The sequence below is a fragment of the Providencia rettgeri genome (assembly GCF_041075285.1).
GTDB lineage: Bacteria > Pseudomonadota > Gammaproteobacteria > Enterobacterales > Enterobacteriaceae > Providencia > Providencia rettgeri_G.
In genome coordinates this window covers 3,117,318-3,132,800 of sequence record NZ_CP163512.1, presented here as the reverse complement: position 1 = coordinate 3,132,800, position 15,483 = coordinate 3,117,318, and the positions used below count along the sequence as shown (strand labels likewise).

Sequence of the window (15,483 nt, the reverse complement as noted above, 5' to 3'; positions counted from 1 at the left end):
AGATCGTCCTTGATATAAATAAACGTCAACTGGTGTCTTTTTTTGCATTTATAATCCAGTGTTCATAAGAGTTTCTCTGTATTTTTGCTTAATACATGCCAATCTCACTTAACTCATATCAATCAGCATTACTTAGAATCTAATACAGCAGGTGAGTTTTGCAGAGTAATTGATTAAATTACGACAGTACTCAATTTTGGCGTCATTGAAACATATAGTGGTTCAAACAACACCGGTAAAATTGTTTCTATGAATGGTGAAAAATAAAAGGGCAAGATTAAATCCCAAAATAGCGGTATTAGGTGCTGTTTATCTTTAATGGTCAACTGTTATTCGAATTAACGCCATTTTAGGCAAGGTAAGAGCCTCTTAACGTCGCATCAAATGAGTGAAACATGCTTTAATCGAACCCGTAGGGTCCGTTTAGGGACAATAGTTGATTCAAATCGTCGCCAGTCAGCACGACGGATGCATTTATCCACTTTGGGGATTATTTTTTGATCCTTTTTTAGCGGTAAAAATCAGTAGCAAGGATCAACAGCCTCAGTATCAGTAAGTTCTATTCTCTATGCAAACTCACATTTACCTCTTGTTCTTTTTGCTGAAAAATGAATCAATCATCATCAATTTATACAATAGATTTTATGCAACTTTTTCATATAACTAAACTGAATATTATTTTCAGCAAGTTTCAGCTAAATATTAATTTTCGTCTAAAAATTAGACGAAGATCACATTTGTCGACTAATTTAATAGCCATATAAAGGGAATGTAGAGTAGCTTAATTAAGCAATAAGAAACGATTCAGCATCAATGGTAACGATAACAATGCTATATTAAGTTAAATGTAATAGGGCTAAGCTTATATTGATTGAATCGATTCAGTTATTATGGCAATGAGGAGACACTATGTTCAACCTGTCAGTACAAGATGTACATCTTGCGGCGACAGCAGATAGTAAAGACGAGGCTATCAAGCAAGTCGCCACAGCGTTAGCTGAAGCTGGTTATGTTAAAGAGGGGTATGTACTTGGAATGCTCGCAAGAGAAAACCAAGCACCAACCTTCTTAGGCAATGGTATTGCAATCCCTCACGGTACAACACAGACACGTGACCAAGTGATTAAAACAGGTGTTGCCGTATTTCAATTTCCTCAAGGTGTTGATTGGGGAGATGAGCAAATCGCTTACATTGTTATTGGTATTGCAGCACTTTCGAATGAACATCTTGCACTACTACGCCAACTCACACATATCATCAGTGATGAAGCCGTCGCCCAAGCGATGGCAAAAGCCGATTCAGCTGAACTTCTACGTCGCCTTTTAATGGGGGAGGAAACCATTAAACCTCTCAAATTTGATGGTGTAATGGTGACATTAAATACTGAAGCTAACAGTTTAAATTCATTACAAGTATTAAATTTGGCTCATCTCCAAGAGCATCAAGTTATTAATGCCGAATTTATTACGCATGTGTTGACCCAATCCCCACATTATCTTGGGGAAGGTATTTGGCTAAGTGATAGCCCAGTCGGTAACCTGCACAGTGCTATTACTTTGGTTACAACCAAATCATCACTGAGTTATCAAGGCAAACCTGTGAAAATGCTGATCACACTCTCCTATGCGGACGAGCAAGTCGCACCGTTCCTTGCTAATTTGAACCAGTTGCTTCAGCACCAACAAATTGAAACTTTGCTGAAAGTGACGGATGCTGATGCGCTTGCTTCTTTATTAGCAGGCAGTGAGCTGCTTGAAACGGAAACGGCTGAAGGGATTACCGAGGAGTTTGTGATCCGTAATCCACACGGGCTACACACACGCCCAAGTACAATATTAGTCAACACGATTAAAAAATACGACAGTAACGTCACTGTGGCTAACCTTGATGGTTCAGCCACGCCTGTTAATGGACGCAGTTTAATGAAAGTGGTCAGTTTAGGTGCCAAAAAAGGCCATCGTTTACGTATTAATGCACAAGGTGCTGATGCCGTTGAAGCGATGTCCGCTATTGCTCAAGCCATTAATGATGGGTTGGGGGAGGAAGTAGCATGAGTCGTAGGGTTGCAACAATTACATTAAATCCAGCCTATGATTTAGTTGGCTTATTACCTCAAATTGATAAAGGCGATGTGAATTTAGTCAAGACAGCAGGCTTACATGCCGCAGGTAAAGGTATCAATGTTGCTAAGGTACTTAAAAACCTTGGCATTGATGTCACTGTTGGCGGCTTCCTCGGAAAAGAAAACCAAGATGGGTTTCAAAAAGTTTTTAGCGAAACAGGGATTGCTAACCGCTTTCAAGTGGTTGAGGGACGTACACGTATCAATGTCAAACTCACTGAAAAAAATGGCGAAGTGACCGACTTAAACTTTTCGGGGTTTGAAATAACAAAAGCCGATTGGCAGCGCTTTGTTGCTGACTCCCTAAGTTGGGCTGGGCAATTCGATATGATTTGCGTTAGTGGTAGTTTACCTACAGGAGTGGCATTAGACGAGTTTACTAAATGGATGATGCGATTACGCAATGAATGTATGTGCGTCATTTTTGATAGCAGCCGTGAGGCTTTTGCTGCGGGTTTAAAAGCCTCTCCTTGGCTAGTCAAACCTAATCATCGCGAATTAGAGATTTGGGCAGGTAGGCCGTTGCGAACCCATCAAGATATTGTGGAAGCCGCTAATCAACTTCGGGCTCAAGGGATCGCACATGTCGTGATTTCTTTAGGCGCGCAAGGCGCTATGTGGGTGAATTCATCCGGAGCTTGGTTTGCTAAGCCGCCACAGTGTGAAGTGATCAGTACAGTTGGTGCAGGGGATTCCATGGTTGGAGGCTTGATTTATGGCCTGATGATGAGTCAAACCAGTGAACATACTCTACGACTTGCAACCGCTGTATCTGCGCTTGCTGTATCGCAATCGAATGTGGGGATCACGGATCGCGAACAGCTTGCCCGTATGATGGCGCGGGTTGATCTACACCCTTTCAAGCCTGAGTAAGGAAAGACACCATGAAAATATTCATTACAGCAAATCGTCAACAAAATCCAGCCATTGCTTGGCTGGCTATTGACGCATTAAAAAACGCTGCTTCCGCCCAAGAATTCACGGTTACTGAAAATTTGTCAGAAGCAGATATTGTTATTGTCGCTGGAGATAATGTTCCAGAACATTATGATTTGGCAGGTAAAAAAGTCTATTTCGATACGCTTGAAAATGCGGTACAAAATCCGAGTCAATTTCTACAAAAAGCAAAACAGCAGGCTAAACTATACCAAGCAGTACAACCCGCTGAGGATGCATCAACGCCTTTTTCTGTTCTTGCTGTTACTGCTTGCCCAACAGGGGTTGCACATACTTATATGTCCGCTGAAGCGTTGGAAGCGGAAGCGAAAAAGCGCGGTTGGAATATCAAAGTTGAAACTCGAGGTTCCGTCGGTGTAGGTAACGAAATTAGCGAAGAAGAGATCGCTAAAGCAGACTTAGTGATTGTTGCAGCAGATATTGAAGTTAATGTCGATAAATTTGCAGGAAAACGGATGTATCGTACTTCAACGAGTGCTGCATTGAAAAAAACAGCTCAAGAGTTGGATAAAGCACAAATAGAAGCCACACTGTTTACTCCACAAGGTCACAAAGCCGCGACACAACCGAGTAATAAAGGTGAAAAAAGAGGCGTCTATCGCCACTTATTAACCGGGGTTTCTTATATGTTACCTATGGTGGTCGCTGGTGGGTTGTGTACTGCTCTTTCATTTGCATTTGGCTTAGATGCTGCAAATGTTGAAGGCTCATTAGCCTGGGCGCTGAGTTTAATTGGTGGGCATACTGCTTTAGCTTTGATGGTACCCGTTTTATCTGGTTATATTGCTTACTCCATCGCCGATCGAACAGGTTTAACACCGGGTTTGGTCGGTGGGGTATTGGCAACCACGTTAGGCGCTGGTTTTTTAGGTGGGATCATTTCAGGCTTTCTCGCGGGTTATAGTGCCCACTTTATTAGTACCCGATTGAAATTACCACACACAATGGAAGCACTGAAGCCAATCTTAATTGTGCCGCTTATATCAACCTTGTTTACCGGGTTGGCGATGATTTATGTTATTGGTCATCCAGTTGCTTGGTTAATGGATTGGTTAACTCATTGGCTGAACACCATGGGAACAACTAATGCAGTCATTTTGGGGGCAATCCTTGGTGCGATGATGTGTACTGACATGGGGGGACCTGTTAATAAAGCAGCGTATGCCTTTGGGGTCGGTCTATTGAGTTCGCAAACTTACGCACCAATGGCGGCCATTATGGCAGCAGGCATGGTACCGCCATTAGCGATGGGAGTTGCAACCTTGTTGGCAAGACATAAATTTGTTCCAGCAGAGCGTGAAGCGGGCAAAGCCTCTTTTGTTCTTGGTTTGTGTTTTATATCAGAGGGGGCAATTCCATTTGCTGCTAAAGATCCTATTCGTGTATTGCCTGCTTGTATTATTGGGGGGGCAATCACTGGAGCACTGTCAATGTACTTTGCGATTCAATTAATGGCACCACATGGCGGTTTATTTGTCTTGCTGATCCCTGGGGCTATTAATCATGTATTCATGTATTTACTGGCTATCGTGGTTGGTACACTTGTTTCTGGTGTCCTGTATGCCATTATCAAAAAAGCGAGCTCGCAAGAGGCGCAGCAAGAGATGTCGAGCCTTACTTGATGCCGATATAAACAGAAGTCATGGTATTTTACCTCCCTCTACATGGGGGAGTTTTTTATTAATCATGTAAAATATTTTACATTGTTCCCTTTTTATCACTTTTAACTTGGCTAGAAAATACGTTTATTCACTTTTCCTGCGACTAACACGGTATCTCCATCCATTAGAATTTAACTAAGAACCGAACAGGCATCCATAATTTCTTTATCGTTTGATACTGTGTTAGGGGCAGGAGCATTAGGAATTTTATACACAGTCTATAAGAATCATAAAATGCTTTTTAGCATAAAGTAAATCGCAGAAAAAAAGACCATATGATATATATAATTACAATTAATATATAACCCCATCTTACTTTTTTATTTCTTTCTAAAAAAAGCAATAAGGTACACGGAATTAATATCAATATAGGTTCAATTATATACCTACCTCCCAACGGAAGTTGACAAAGATTATCTACGTCACCACTCCCAACCATCCATTCATAATCAGATATAGAAAAGATACTAACCAACGCTAATAAAAAAATAAAATACAAAAAAACAAATATCCTGAGCGATATTTTCATATTATATCGTAATTTGTTGAGTAAACGAATATTTCATCTGTATGATTATCCTGGTATTTATTTCCTATTGAATTATAACTTGAACAACCCGCTGAAATCAGCCCTTGCTTACTTCCTGTTAATTTCAAGTATATTTGACTACACACTTTCATTCCTTTTCTAAATTGCAATTGATAAGATTAATATCTTAACCAACAATTTTGTCAATCAGAAATTTACTGTGTTTTATTATATATAATCCCTTTATGTTAAACGGGCGAGTTAGTTAGCGAAAACCGCCCGTAGGTCATGCGAATCAGAATAAAAGTGCGCACACTTTTAGGGCTGATTTGCTATCCTCCATCGCCTTTAAATATTGACCTACATTGCTGCAAAATCACCTTAATTTCTTTTTCTGATGAGCTAATCTCGCTTTCGTTTCGGGAGTACGGGTATCAAATTTCACGCAAACAGATCTTCTGCTCCCTCGATGAAAAATAAATTTTCATCTTGCAGCGAGCGTTGCGAATTGAATTTGTGGGTTTTATCCGGTTCCAGATATAACAAAGCACAGTGATAGGGGCATGGGGCTCTGCTACTCTAAATCGATGCATTCATTGCTACGATTTCGACCTCGCAAATCCAATCTTAGCAATGGGTAGCTAGCTCGTCACTATATCCTTAAAACGATTCAACGACACTAACTCAAATGCACCGCTTGATTGACTCGGACTTAGCTCGGTCTTCGAAAGAATAAACAGGCAAATTGTGGGAGGAAAACGAAATTTCGGCTCTGCCTCCGAATCACGCTGCGGTATCGAAAGATTACAGTGCGTACCTGATAAGAGCACTAAGGGCACCAATCAACATCTCCTAGATAGACGGTAATTCATTTTCTTTTTGTTCGCCGCAGATAAAATAAGGGCCAAATGTACTTGAGAACAGGTAGTTTCCAGAGGAAATTTGGTTAACTTGTGAATAGCTAGTTGTACCATAAGAAAATGCTTTTAAGTATTTGTTAAATACCTCATCACTGACGTTATCATTCTTTGCTTTTCTGACGAGAGTGACTTCTGTTTTTAAATTATCAACTTCATCAATAACTGAGTTTGTATAGTGGATAACGCGATTGACCGAATAGGTTTTATCAGATGTAATGGTACCAACTAATTTTATATAACCGCTATTATCTTTTTGATTAACGATCCTTAAATCAATTTTATACCCTGTTTCCCCTGAGACAGAAGGGAAACTTGAATAAATATGCGCACCACAATGCTTGCTATCGTCCTTGGTGATAGAGTAAATAAGTGAGACGATGGATAACAGTATAATGATGGATAATGAAAGGGATAGTTTTTTCATTTTCATTTCTGGCCTATCTATTGATTCTTGTTGAAATACACATTTTATTTTCTTCACACTTAGCCAGCATGCTTTGCTTTTCAGCTCGAGGATTATCATGATTATTGTAGTAATAGAAGATAGCCTCATTATCACATCTTAAACTAAATTCGTTTATATGCTCTTGGATAATCGCGGGGTCGTGTACGTTGTCAAAATTATTTTTAAACGAATAAACAGGACATGATTCTATAGCACTGACAAGATAGGTATTCACCTTTTCAAACTTTAATGTGTTAAAAAACAAGTTATAAATTGAAAATAGGACTAATATAGCTGCAAATGTTATTTTCAAGAAAAAATTGCGTTTTGATGTTTTACTTGTTGTGACTTTGCTAGCAATAGAGGATGAATTACTGTCATAGACAGGTTCGTTGTTATTATTAATATCAAGCTCAACTAAAGCAGGCTTATTCATTTCGTTCAGTTTTTCTGGTGCTGTAGCCAATTCACTACTATTAATTTCATCAACCTGAGGAAAGGTGATAACAATTTCTGAAGATAATATGATGCCTTTTTTGGGAATATTTAAAATAGCATTGTCGATGTCAAGGTGCTGAGACAATAGCTTCCTGAGAGTACTAATATATTGGTTTAACGTATTAACGGATGCATTCAAGCCGTGGTCATTCCATACTTGTTTTAATAGCTCGTCTCTTGGCACGATCATTTTATTATTTTCGACTAAAATTCTGAAAATACGATTTAAAATGGGGGTAAATTTGGCTATGTCAATGTTGGAACCTAGTTGAAACACTTCGGCGGTATCAGAATTGTATTCTATGCGATTGTTCAATATATATATCATTGTTTAGCCTTTTTGCTGTGCTAAAGACAGAATGTCAATTTCATAAACACGAGTTCTATAATTTACACTTATAATTTCATATATTGTTTATGTTAAGCATTATATGCTGTTCTTACAACGTATTGTTCCATATATGTTTATGCTTTAGCTGTAAAATAGCATTTTAACAGATAAAGTGATTAGCTGCATTGAGTTTACTCAACTGTGGAGTAAAAAGTCGACCCCAGAAAAGTTTTGTTGTAATTTTTCAAGTGTTTTATTTTGCCTTCAATGGCTTTTATGGTGTTTGATTCTGTCAATGCATTTTTTTTAGAGGATTAATGTGTTTTGACAGAATTATTTTTTTACATTTAGAAAAAAAAGATAAAAAAACAGTGATTATTAATCTAATAGGTTTTCATTAACAATAAGTTAGATGGGTTTATCCACTTAATGTGTTTTGTTGTTTTTCTTTCCATTCGATGAGTTCGCACATTTACTTTCTACTCGAATACCACCCTGCCTACGTTTACCAAAGACAAGACATCCAGACTCTTTACCTATTAGCAGGCTCTTCTTATAGAGAAGCTACCTTGATATCACGGCTTATGTTGATATAAAAACAATCAGTTATCGTCGGCGGCGCTTCATACTATTGCCATAGCGCAGAAGACAAGTTGTTTCATTATGTTCTTGTGGGGGCTTATTTCAGAAAAAATACACATTTTATTAGTGAGGATGTTGTCTCGATAGATAAGTGAGATTTATTTTTGATAAGCAATATAGGGGAATTGATAAAATAACCATATGTCAAATATGGTCTAATTGTAACAAAATGAAAATAAAAACACCCTTATTGTGTATAAAAAAAGGTTAATTTAACTATGTTAATGATGTTAATTTTATAATCCCGCAGGATGTGACTGGTTAAGCCATTGATATATATGGATATAAGAAATTATAATTCATTTTTAATAGGCTATAATATATGTTTTTATATTTTTTGATAGCTCACGCCTATGATGAGTTGTTATTTTCATTGTTTAAAACATTTTTACTCTGATAGGGGATGAACCTATAGTGTGCCCATCAAAGATGTTGAGTGAGAAAAAAGAATAAGAATACGATTTAATTAATATTTATTATTTCTGTATTGTGTCTACTTTTAAATTAAAGCATCTTGTTTAATATGAAAAATAGAATAAAAAAATCGTCAGGGTTTTAAATCTAGTCTATGTAGTCGATAGATTATTAAATCCAAATAGGAATGGGCTTTTATAATGTAAAACTTTTAGGAGACTTAACTATGTTTTTAGAAAATATAGATAAGATAGATAAGATAGAAGATTATGAAGGGCATAAAGATAAACCCGACATTACAACAGAAACGAGTCATTTTTTAAAATCAGCAAGAATAGAAAAATCATTAACAGGAACAGAGTTAGGGAAATTATTAAACTTGAGTCAGCAACAAATTTCCCGCTATGAAAATGGACTATGTAAGATTTCTGTTGATATGCTAAATAATTATTTGAAAGTATTAGATAAGGATTGGTCTGATTATTTTTACTCAGTTATATCCAATAAGTTTTCTCGTAAATTTTAATTGGTTTTTATAACTTAAATTTTTAAATATAAAAGTTTAAGTTCTCCGTTCATACTTATTAAATAAGTATGGTTTTATTGTGTGTGTTAATAATCATTTGATTATTTGTTTATTTAAATTATATAGGTAGAAATATGAAAAAATTAGTTATTGCAACAATGGTGTTTGGTGCAATGAGTTCTTCTGTATTTGCTGCAGACGCAGGTAGTGGTGAAGTGAGATTCAGCGGTTCGATCATCACCGCACCATGTTCAATTGCTCCGGGTGATGAAAGCCAAGAAGTGCCATTAGGTCAAATCTCTAACACGACCTTGGAAAATGGTGGCATGTCTTCTGCGCAGCCGTTTGCCATCAAATTAGAGGGATGCACCTTAAATGCAACCTACAAAGGTACGGATGATGATGGTAATCCGGTTGATAAAACTTACAACAACACTGTCAACATTAAATTTACTGGTACGGAGTGGATGAATAATTCCGAAAAAACCGGTTTATTGCAGATCAGCGGTGACGGACAAGGAGCGGGCGTTAAATTAATGACTGGCTCTGGCACACAGGTGGTGTTAAACGACAATACCGAGCGTAATTTTGTGGCGGGAGATAATACGTTCCGTTTCCAAGCTGCTCTGCAAGGTATTAAAGGCACAAGCGTGACGCCAGGTAAATTTGACGCGACCACTAACTTTATCATGTCATACAACTAAGTTATCGCTGTAGGTGTGCCATTGCTCCGGCATGGTACACCTGATTTGACATCAGGAGATGATCTGATGAAGGGCTGGTTAGTCATAGGCGTCAGTATGGTGTTGTGTATCCCTGCTGTGGCAGCAGAAACATTCAAGGGTATCGTCAATATGGGGGGCAGTATCTTAGAGACCCCGTGTGCTATCGCGATGGAGTCCCTTGACCAAACGATTGTACTCGATACCGTGCCACTGGCCTCCTTAAAACAGTGGGGGGAGGGGACGCGCCAATCATTTGCTATCAACATCATTAATTGCCGTTTAACGTCGTCGACGGGCACAGTATGGGCGAATTTTTCCCTCACCTTTGAGGGCCCAGCTGAGCGGAACGGGTTCTCGGTTTTTGGTCAAGCGACTGGGATTGCTCTGCGCATTGATGATGCTCAGGGGCAGCCTATTTTGCCCGGCGAGCCGCTGTGGGCGGGGGCACTTCTTCGCGGTGACCGTAAACTGGAATATGGGCTTCGTGTGGTGAGTAATAACTCGGCTTACACACCGGGGGACTTTCAAAGCACGCTGCGGTTTAAATTAGATTACGACTAATTATCACAATAAGAACAACGGGTTATCACAAAAAAAAGAACAACAATATGCGTTTTTTATTTTATTGGTGTTGATTTGAATAAGGATTTTTTATGTCTTTTCATTTATATCCTCGTATGCGTTATCGCCTTCTAGCGGTGATTATCGCGACCCTTTTGAGCGGGAAAAGCGTGTTAACTTGGGGTCAAGATGTGCAGTTTAATATGGATGTATTAGACGTAGAAGACAGAAAAAATATTGATTTAAACCAATTTTCTCAAGCGGGTCATATAATGCCGGGGGACTACTTACTTACCGTGAAGGTAAATCAGCAGTCTCTAGGGGAAGAGCGAGTGCTGTTCGAATCCCAAGAAAATAGTGAAACAGGCAGTGTCCCCTGTTTATCTCCCACTCTGGTCGCCCAATTTGGGTTGACTTCGGAAGCTGAAAAGTCGTTGAAGTGGTCTACGGATGGCTCTTGTTTAGTGTTGTCTAGTTTGTCGGGGTTGAGTGCGACAGGGGATTTAGCCTCGTCCTCACTGTTGGTGAATGTGCCGCAAGCCTACTTGGAGTACAACTCACCCGATTGGGATCCACCGGCCCGCTGGGATAACGGTTTATCGGCTTTGATGTTTGATTATAACGTCAATGGCAGTATTAATGACCCGAAACAAAGCAACCAAAAAACCTACACACTTACCGGTAATGGCGCCACTGGAGTGAATTTAGGGGCGTGGCGGATGCGAGGGGAGTGGCAAGCACAGATGAGTAAAGTGACAGGGGAAAACAGTCAGTCTGATCACGATATGGTGTGGAACCGATTTTATGCCTACCGGGCCTTGGCGGCGTTACACGCCAAGTTAACGTTGGGGGAAGATTACCTCAATTCAGCCATTTTTGATTCATTTCGTTTTATCGGGGCCACCATTCGGACGGATTTAAACATGATCCCCCCGAACTTACGCGGTTATGCGCCAGAAATCGTGGGTACTGCCCGCACCAACGCTACCGTGACTGTTCGTCAACAAGGGCGAGTGGTTTATGAGACACAAGTGGCACAGGGTCCTTTTCGGATCCAAGATTTATCGGACGCCTTGAATGGTAAGATGGACGTGACGGTGACGGAGCAAGATGGTAGTACTCAGCATTTTGAAGTGGACACGTCGAACTTACCGTTTCTGACGCGCCCAGGGCAAGTGCAATATAAGGTGGCTCTGGGGCAACCGACAGATTATGAGCGTCATAGTCAAGGGGAGAATTTTGCCTCTGGGGAGTTTTCATGGGGGATCAGCAATGGGTGGTCAATGTTTGGCGGATTGCTGGGAAGTCAACGTTATCAAGCGGTGTCGGTAGGACTTGGTCGCGATTTATTAGCCCTCGGGGCGTTATCAATAGACCTCACCCAGTCGCGGGCACGGTTACCAGAGAATGGGACCCTAAGTGGGGGCTCCTATCGGTTGAGTTATTCAAAGAATTTTGATGAATATCACAGCCAAGTGACGTTTGCTGGTTACCGCTTCTCGGAGAGGAATTTTATGAGTATGAATGATTTTTTAACAGCTAAACAAACCGGGGTGCATTACGGCGGCAGTAAAGAGCTTTACACGCTGTCATTTAATAAAAACTTCATTGACAGTGGATTGTCGCTATACCTGAGCTATAACCATCAAACTTATTGGGATCGACCGGAGAACAACTATTACAACTTGATGCTCTCTAAGTACTTTGACTGGGGACGATTTAAGAATATTAGTGCGTCAGTGTCATTGAATCGCCAAGTGAATCAAGGGGTCAATGATGACAGTGCCTACGTGTCACTGTCAATGCCGTGGGGCAGTCAGGGCAGTAGTGTCAGTTATTCGATGGATACCCGAGGTGGAGATACGAGTCATCGCGCCTCTTATTACAGCATGATGAATGACCGACTGTCGTATAACCTCAGTGCAGGCGAAAATCGCAAAGGGGTCTCCACAAGTGGTTTTGTCTCTTATCAAGGGGACTCGGCCTTTGTGTCGGCGAATGCCAGCTATGCGGAAAATAATTACCAAGCGGTGGGGTTCAGTGCAAATGGCGGGGTCACGTTGACTGCGCAAGGGGGAGCTGTACACCGAGTCAGCCAAGTAGGAGGTTCTCGCCTGTTGGTAGACACTGACGGAGTGGCTGGCGTACCTATCCGTGGGGTGGGCGCGCCAGTGACGACAAACCGATTTGGTAAAGCGGTGATTGGCGATATGAACAGTTATTACCGTAACAATGTGCAGATTGATTTGAATCATTTACCGCGCAATGTGGATGCTCAGCAGTCGGTCGTCCAAGCGACGTTAACCGAGGGAGCAGTGGGATACCGCCGCTTTAATGTGTTGTCGGGGGAAAAAGCGATGGTGGTTATTCGTCTTGCCGATGGCAGTTATCCGCCGTTTGGGGCGCAAGTTGTCAATGCCCAAGGAAAAAACACCGGGATTGTGGCCGATGAAGGAAGCACTTATCTGAGTGGGATTGTTCCGGGTGGCGAGATGACCGTAACCTGGGGCAGTGAGGCAGGGTGCCGTGTGCAGTTTCCTGAGCCGCTGATGGATTTAACGAACATGGTGCTGTTGCCGTGTGAACGCTTAACGCCGGATGCGATGACGCATCCGACTCAATAAATAAGCAAGAAATAGACCGAATCAAAAAAGGTAAACGTATGATGTTGAATAAGACAACCCGTAGCGGGTTACTGATGTGTGGTTTGATGGTCAGTCAGTTGGCCACCGCGGGGATTACGATGGATCGTACCCGTATTATTTTTGAAGGAGATAAAACCTCCATGACGTTAAATATTGGTAATAACAATCAGAGCTTACCCTATTTAGCGCAAGGGTGGTTAGAAAACTCCGAAGGCAAAAAAGTGAATAGCCCATTGGTGGTGTTGCCCCCAGTACAGCGATTAGAGCCGGGTAAGACGAGTCAAATTAAAATTGAAGCTTTACCGGTTACGGCCAGTAGCTTACCGCAAGATAGAGAGAGCTTGTTCTACTTTAATTTGCGAGAAATTCCACCGAAAAGTGATAAAGCGAATGTGTTGCAGGTGGCGTTGCAAACGCGAGTTAAACTGTTTTATCGCCCGAAAGCGATCATTCCCGCTGATAATAGTGAACCGGCAATCAACCAGCTGACGCTGGATAAATCGGGATCGCAAGCGGTGGTGAAAAATCCGACGCCGTATTACGTGACGGTGATTAATGCATTTTCGCCAACTTTAAAGGGCGATGCAAACAGCTTTGCACCGGTGATGATAGCGCCGTTTGGTCAGGAAAGTCTCGGGGTAAGTAGTGCGCAGTTAGGGAACAATCCAACACTGATCACGATTAATGATTACGGTGGCCGACCAGAATTAAGCTTTACATGCCAAGGTAGCGCGTGTCATGTGGCGAGTGAAAAATCGTAACGTACGAAATCAGGGGAAGGCGATGAGAGCATGGAATAACACAGCATACTGGCAGTTGTGCTTAGTGGTGACATTGCTTTGGGGTGTGGTGGATAACCACGTTCAGGCGTCGCCATCGCCAGTGGACTATCGTGTTGTGAATAATTGGAACGTTGATGGTCAGCACGGCATTTTACGGGTTCGCGGATCGCTAACAGACAGCCCGTGCCGACTGGTGATGGAAAGCCAAGAACAAACTATTGAGTTGGGCACTGTAGGGGTGGGCGAGTTGCCTGCCGTGGGCAGTGAGGGGCGGAGTGTTCCTTTTCAACTGGAATTAACGGATTGTTTAGCGGTGGCGAATGCGCGAATGGATAGGCAGACCGGGCAGATGCCGTGGAGTGTAGACCAACCGGGAGTATCGGTACGATTTTTGACGAGTGATGTTGACGGTACGGGGCGGTATGTTCAGTTGCATGGAATTAGCGGAATAGGATTAGTCATTAAGGATAGTGAGGGCCAACCACTGACATTGGGGCAGTACAGCTCCCCGCGTTTACTGCCGGTAGGTCAGTCGGTGTTGAATTACACGGTGACGCCAGTACGGGTGGCGAGTGTGTTATCGCCGGGGGCTTTTTATGCCGTCATGGGTGTGCAATTGAGTTATGACTAAGATGAGATAAAGCGAATGAGCTGGATAATGAAGATGTGGGGAGTATTAAGTATATGTGGGCTCTTCAGTGCTCCCGTATGGGGAGATTCATCGGTTAACATCAATATCAAAGGAAACTTAATCACAAATCCACCGTGCGATGTGTATGGCGATGATGGGAAAGGGGCACCTATTCGTGTCAGATTTGATGAGGTCGGGATCCAGCGGATCGATGGCGTGCGCTTTCGTCAGGATTGGACCTTAACTGTGTCGTGTGATGAGACGCTCGGAACAAATGCCGCCATTGAGTTGCTCTATAGTGGTACTCCAAGCTTATTTGATGGGAAAGCGTTGTTCACGGATAAAGACGGTTTGGGGATACGGTTATACCAAAAAGACGGTTCTGGGGAGCCGGTAGGGTTAAATACTCCCTTAACGTTAAAGATGCCCTCAAATGGAGAACAGAAAATTTTCTTTTATTCGGTTCCGGTGAAAGACCCGAAGGGTGCTTTAACCGCCGGTAAATTTACTGCATCAGCGACATTGGCGCTCAATTATCCGTAGGAGATTGTATGGTATTCAAATATGGATGCGTAATAGGATTATGCGGGATGCTCTTCAGTGGCGCGGCATGGTGTGATGACACGAATACAGTGAATTATGAAGGCACTTTATTCAATTTGGCCTGCGTCATTGATGAAGAGATCCCAGTCTTTGTCGATATGGGCACCATCACGGATAAACAGCTGTATAAGAACGGTCATTCAGTCGCCAAAAATTTTACGTTGACATTAAAAAACTGTGATCCAGCACTCGCGAATAGTGTCAAGATCACGCTCAATGGAACTGCTGTCAGTGTCACTCCCGATGGCTATTTGGCGTTTGATGCAAGCAGTGTGGCCAAAGGGGCCGTCATTAGTATTTCGGATGACAGCTTAAGTCGTGGGCATATTCCTATGGGAAGTCCCTTGCCAGCAAAACCGATTGAGAGCGGTACAATGCGCATTCCGTTATATGCATCAGTTGTCGCGACACCGGAAGCGCTCGAAAACCAATCACTTGTTCCGGGATCGTTTACGGCAACACTCTATTACCTAGTGGAGTTTGAATAATA

General features: G+C 41.7%; 14 protein-coding genes and 1 pseudogene. 11 read left to right on the top strand and 4 right to left on the bottom strand.

Annotated features, from left to right (window positions below):
• Positions 1-909: 909 nt before the first annotated feature.
• Genes fruB through fruA form a run of 3 tightly spaced genes read left to right on the top strand, consistent with a single transcriptional unit; the run spans position 910 to position 4,702 of the window.
• Positions 910-2,055: a fused PTS fructose transporter subunit IIA/HPr protein gene (fruB, locus tag AB6N04_RS14260; RefSeq protein ID WP_369308959.1), complete on the top strand. Its 1,146-nt coding sequence runs from the start codon at positions 910-912 to the stop codon at positions 2,053-2,055.
• The gene (gene fruK / locus AB6N04_RS14255) at positions 2,052-2,996 is read left to right on the top strand and encodes a 1-phosphofructokinase (protein WP_369308958.1); all 945 of its coding nucleotides are present in this window, start codon (positions 2,052-2,054) and stop codon (positions 2,994-2,996) included. The genes fruB and fruK overlap by 4 nt, the downstream gene beginning before the upstream one ends.
• Positions 2,997-3,007: 11 nt before the next feature.
• On the top strand, positions 3,008-4,702 hold the full coding sequence (gene fruA, locus AB6N04_RS14250; RefSeq protein WP_369308957.1) for a PTS fructose transporter subunit IIBC: 1,695 nt from the start codon (positions 3,008-3,010) through the stop codon (positions 4,700-4,702).
• A gap of 280 nt (positions 4,703-4,982) precedes the next feature.
• Here the strand turns inward: fruA and AB6N04_RS14245 are convergent, their stop codons facing one another.
• The 4 genes and pseudogenes from AB6N04_RS14245 to AB6N04_RS14230 all read right to left on the bottom strand — a co-directional run bounded on the left by AB6N04_RS14245 (position 4,983) and on the right by AB6N04_RS14230 (position 7,461).
• Positions 4,983-5,270: a DUF2645 family protein gene (locus AB6N04_RS14245; protein ID WP_369308956.1), complete on the bottom strand. Its 288-nt coding sequence runs from the start codon at positions 5,268-5,270 to the stop codon at positions 4,983-4,985.
• Positions 5,271-5,272: 2 nt separating this feature from the next.
• Positions 5,273-5,416, bottom strand: a pseudogene (gene tssD / locus AB6N04_RS14240) (type VI secretion system tube protein TssD); the annotation flags it as partial.
• Positions 5,417-6,122: 706 nt separating this feature from the next.
• On the bottom strand, positions 6,123-6,614 hold the full coding sequence (locus tag AB6N04_RS14235) for a FidL-like protein (RefSeq protein WP_369308955.1): 492 nt from the start codon (positions 6,612-6,614) through the stop codon (positions 6,123-6,125).
• A gap of 13 nt (positions 6,615-6,627) precedes the next feature.
• On the bottom strand, positions 6,628-7,461 hold the full coding sequence (locus tag AB6N04_RS14230; protein ID WP_369308954.1) for a transcriptional regulator: 834 nt from the start codon (positions 7,459-7,461) through the stop codon (positions 6,628-6,630).
• Between the two features lie 1,285 nt (positions 7,462-8,746).
• Between AB6N04_RS14230 and AB6N04_RS14225 the strand changes: the two genes are divergently transcribed.
• From AB6N04_RS14225 to AB6N04_RS14190, 8 genes are all read left to right on the top strand, one after another.
• Complete coding sequence (locus AB6N04_RS14225; RefSeq protein WP_369308953.1) at positions 8,747-9,046, top strand: helix-turn-helix domain-containing protein; 300 nt, start codon at positions 8,747-8,749, stop codon at positions 9,044-9,046.
• 173 nt (positions 9,047-9,219) lie between these two features.
• Positions 9,220-9,750, top strand: a complete 531-nt coding sequence (locus tag AB6N04_RS14220; RefSeq protein WP_369308952.1) for a fimbrial protein — start codon at positions 9,220-9,222, stop codon at positions 9,748-9,750.
• Positions 9,751-9,816: 66 nt separating this feature from the next.
• Entirely contained in the window at positions 9,817-10,332 is a 516-nt protein-coding gene (locus AB6N04_RS14215; protein WP_369308951.1) for a fimbrial protein, read from the top strand.
• Positions 10,333-10,424: 92 nt separating this feature from the next.
• The gene (locus AB6N04_RS14210) at positions 10,425-12,956 is read left to right on the top strand and encodes an outer membrane usher protein (RefSeq protein WP_369308950.1); all 2,532 of its coding nucleotides are present in this window, start codon (positions 10,425-10,427) and stop codon (positions 12,954-12,956) included.
• A 38-nt stretch (positions 12,957-12,994) separates the two neighbouring features.
• A complete protein-coding gene (locus tag AB6N04_RS14205) occupies positions 12,995-13,738 on the top strand; it encodes a fimbria/pilus periplasmic chaperone (RefSeq protein WP_369308949.1) in 744 nt (247 codons plus the stop codon).
• A 22-nt stretch (positions 13,739-13,760) separates the two neighbouring features.
• Positions 13,761-14,390: a fimbrial protein gene (locus tag AB6N04_RS14200; RefSeq protein WP_369308948.1), complete on the top strand. Its 630-nt coding sequence runs from the start codon at positions 13,761-13,763 to the stop codon at positions 14,388-14,390.
• A gap of 27 nt (positions 14,391-14,417) precedes the next feature.
• Positions 14,418-14,933, top strand: coding sequence for a fimbrial protein (locus AB6N04_RS14195; RefSeq protein ID WP_369308947.1), 516 nt, complete (start codon positions 14,418-14,420; stop codon positions 14,931-14,933).
• An 8-nt stretch (positions 14,934-14,941) separates the two neighbouring features.
• Positions 14,942-15,481, top strand: coding sequence for a fimbrial protein (locus AB6N04_RS14190; RefSeq protein WP_369308946.1), 540 nt, complete (start codon positions 14,942-14,944; stop codon positions 15,479-15,481).
• Positions 15,482-15,483: the final 2 nt, after the last annotated feature.

Coding starts and splice junctions, on each gene's coding strand:
- fruB (WP_369308959.1), top strand. CDS start 910: ATGTTCAACCTGTCAGTACAAGATGTACATCTTGCGGCGACAGCAGAT.
- fruK (WP_369308958.1), top strand. CDS start 2,052: ATGAGTCGTAGGGTTGCAACAATTACATTAAATCCAGCCTATGATTTA.
- fruA (WP_369308957.1), top strand. CDS start 3,008: ATGAAAATATTCATTACAGCAAATCGTCAACAAAATCCAGCCATTGCT.
- AB6N04_RS14245 (WP_369308956.1), bottom strand. CDS start 5,270: ATGAAAATATCGCTCAGGATATTTGTTTTTTTGTATTTTATTTTTTTA.
- AB6N04_RS14235 (WP_369308955.1), bottom strand. CDS start 6,614: ATGAAAAAACTATCCCTTTCATTATCCATCATTATACTGTTATCCATC.
- AB6N04_RS14230 (WP_369308954.1), bottom strand. CDS start 7,461: ATGATATATATATTGAACAATCGCATAGAATACAATTCTGATACCGCC.
- AB6N04_RS14225 (WP_369308953.1), top strand. CDS start 8,747: ATGTTTTTAGAAAATATAGATAAGATAGATAAGATAGAAGATTATGAA.
- AB6N04_RS14220 (WP_369308952.1), top strand. CDS start 9,220: ATGAGTTCTTCTGTATTTGCTGCAGACGCAGGTAGTGGTGAAGTGAGA.
- AB6N04_RS14215 (WP_369308951.1), top strand. CDS start 9,817: ATGAAGGGCTGGTTAGTCATAGGCGTCAGTATGGTGTTGTGTATCCCT.
- AB6N04_RS14210 (WP_369308950.1), top strand. CDS start 10,425: ATGTCTTTTCATTTATATCCTCGTATGCGTTATCGCCTTCTAGCGGTG.
- AB6N04_RS14205 (WP_369308949.1), top strand. CDS start 12,995: ATGATGTTGAATAAGACAACCCGTAGCGGGTTACTGATGTGTGGTTTG.
- AB6N04_RS14200 (WP_369308948.1), top strand. CDS start 13,761: ATGAGAGCATGGAATAACACAGCATACTGGCAGTTGTGCTTAGTGGTG.
- AB6N04_RS14195 (WP_369308947.1), top strand. CDS start 14,418: ATGAAGATGTGGGGAGTATTAAGTATATGTGGGCTCTTCAGTGCTCCC.
- AB6N04_RS14190 (WP_369308946.1), top strand. CDS start 14,942: ATGGTATTCAAATATGGATGCGTAATAGGATTATGCGGGATGCTCTTC.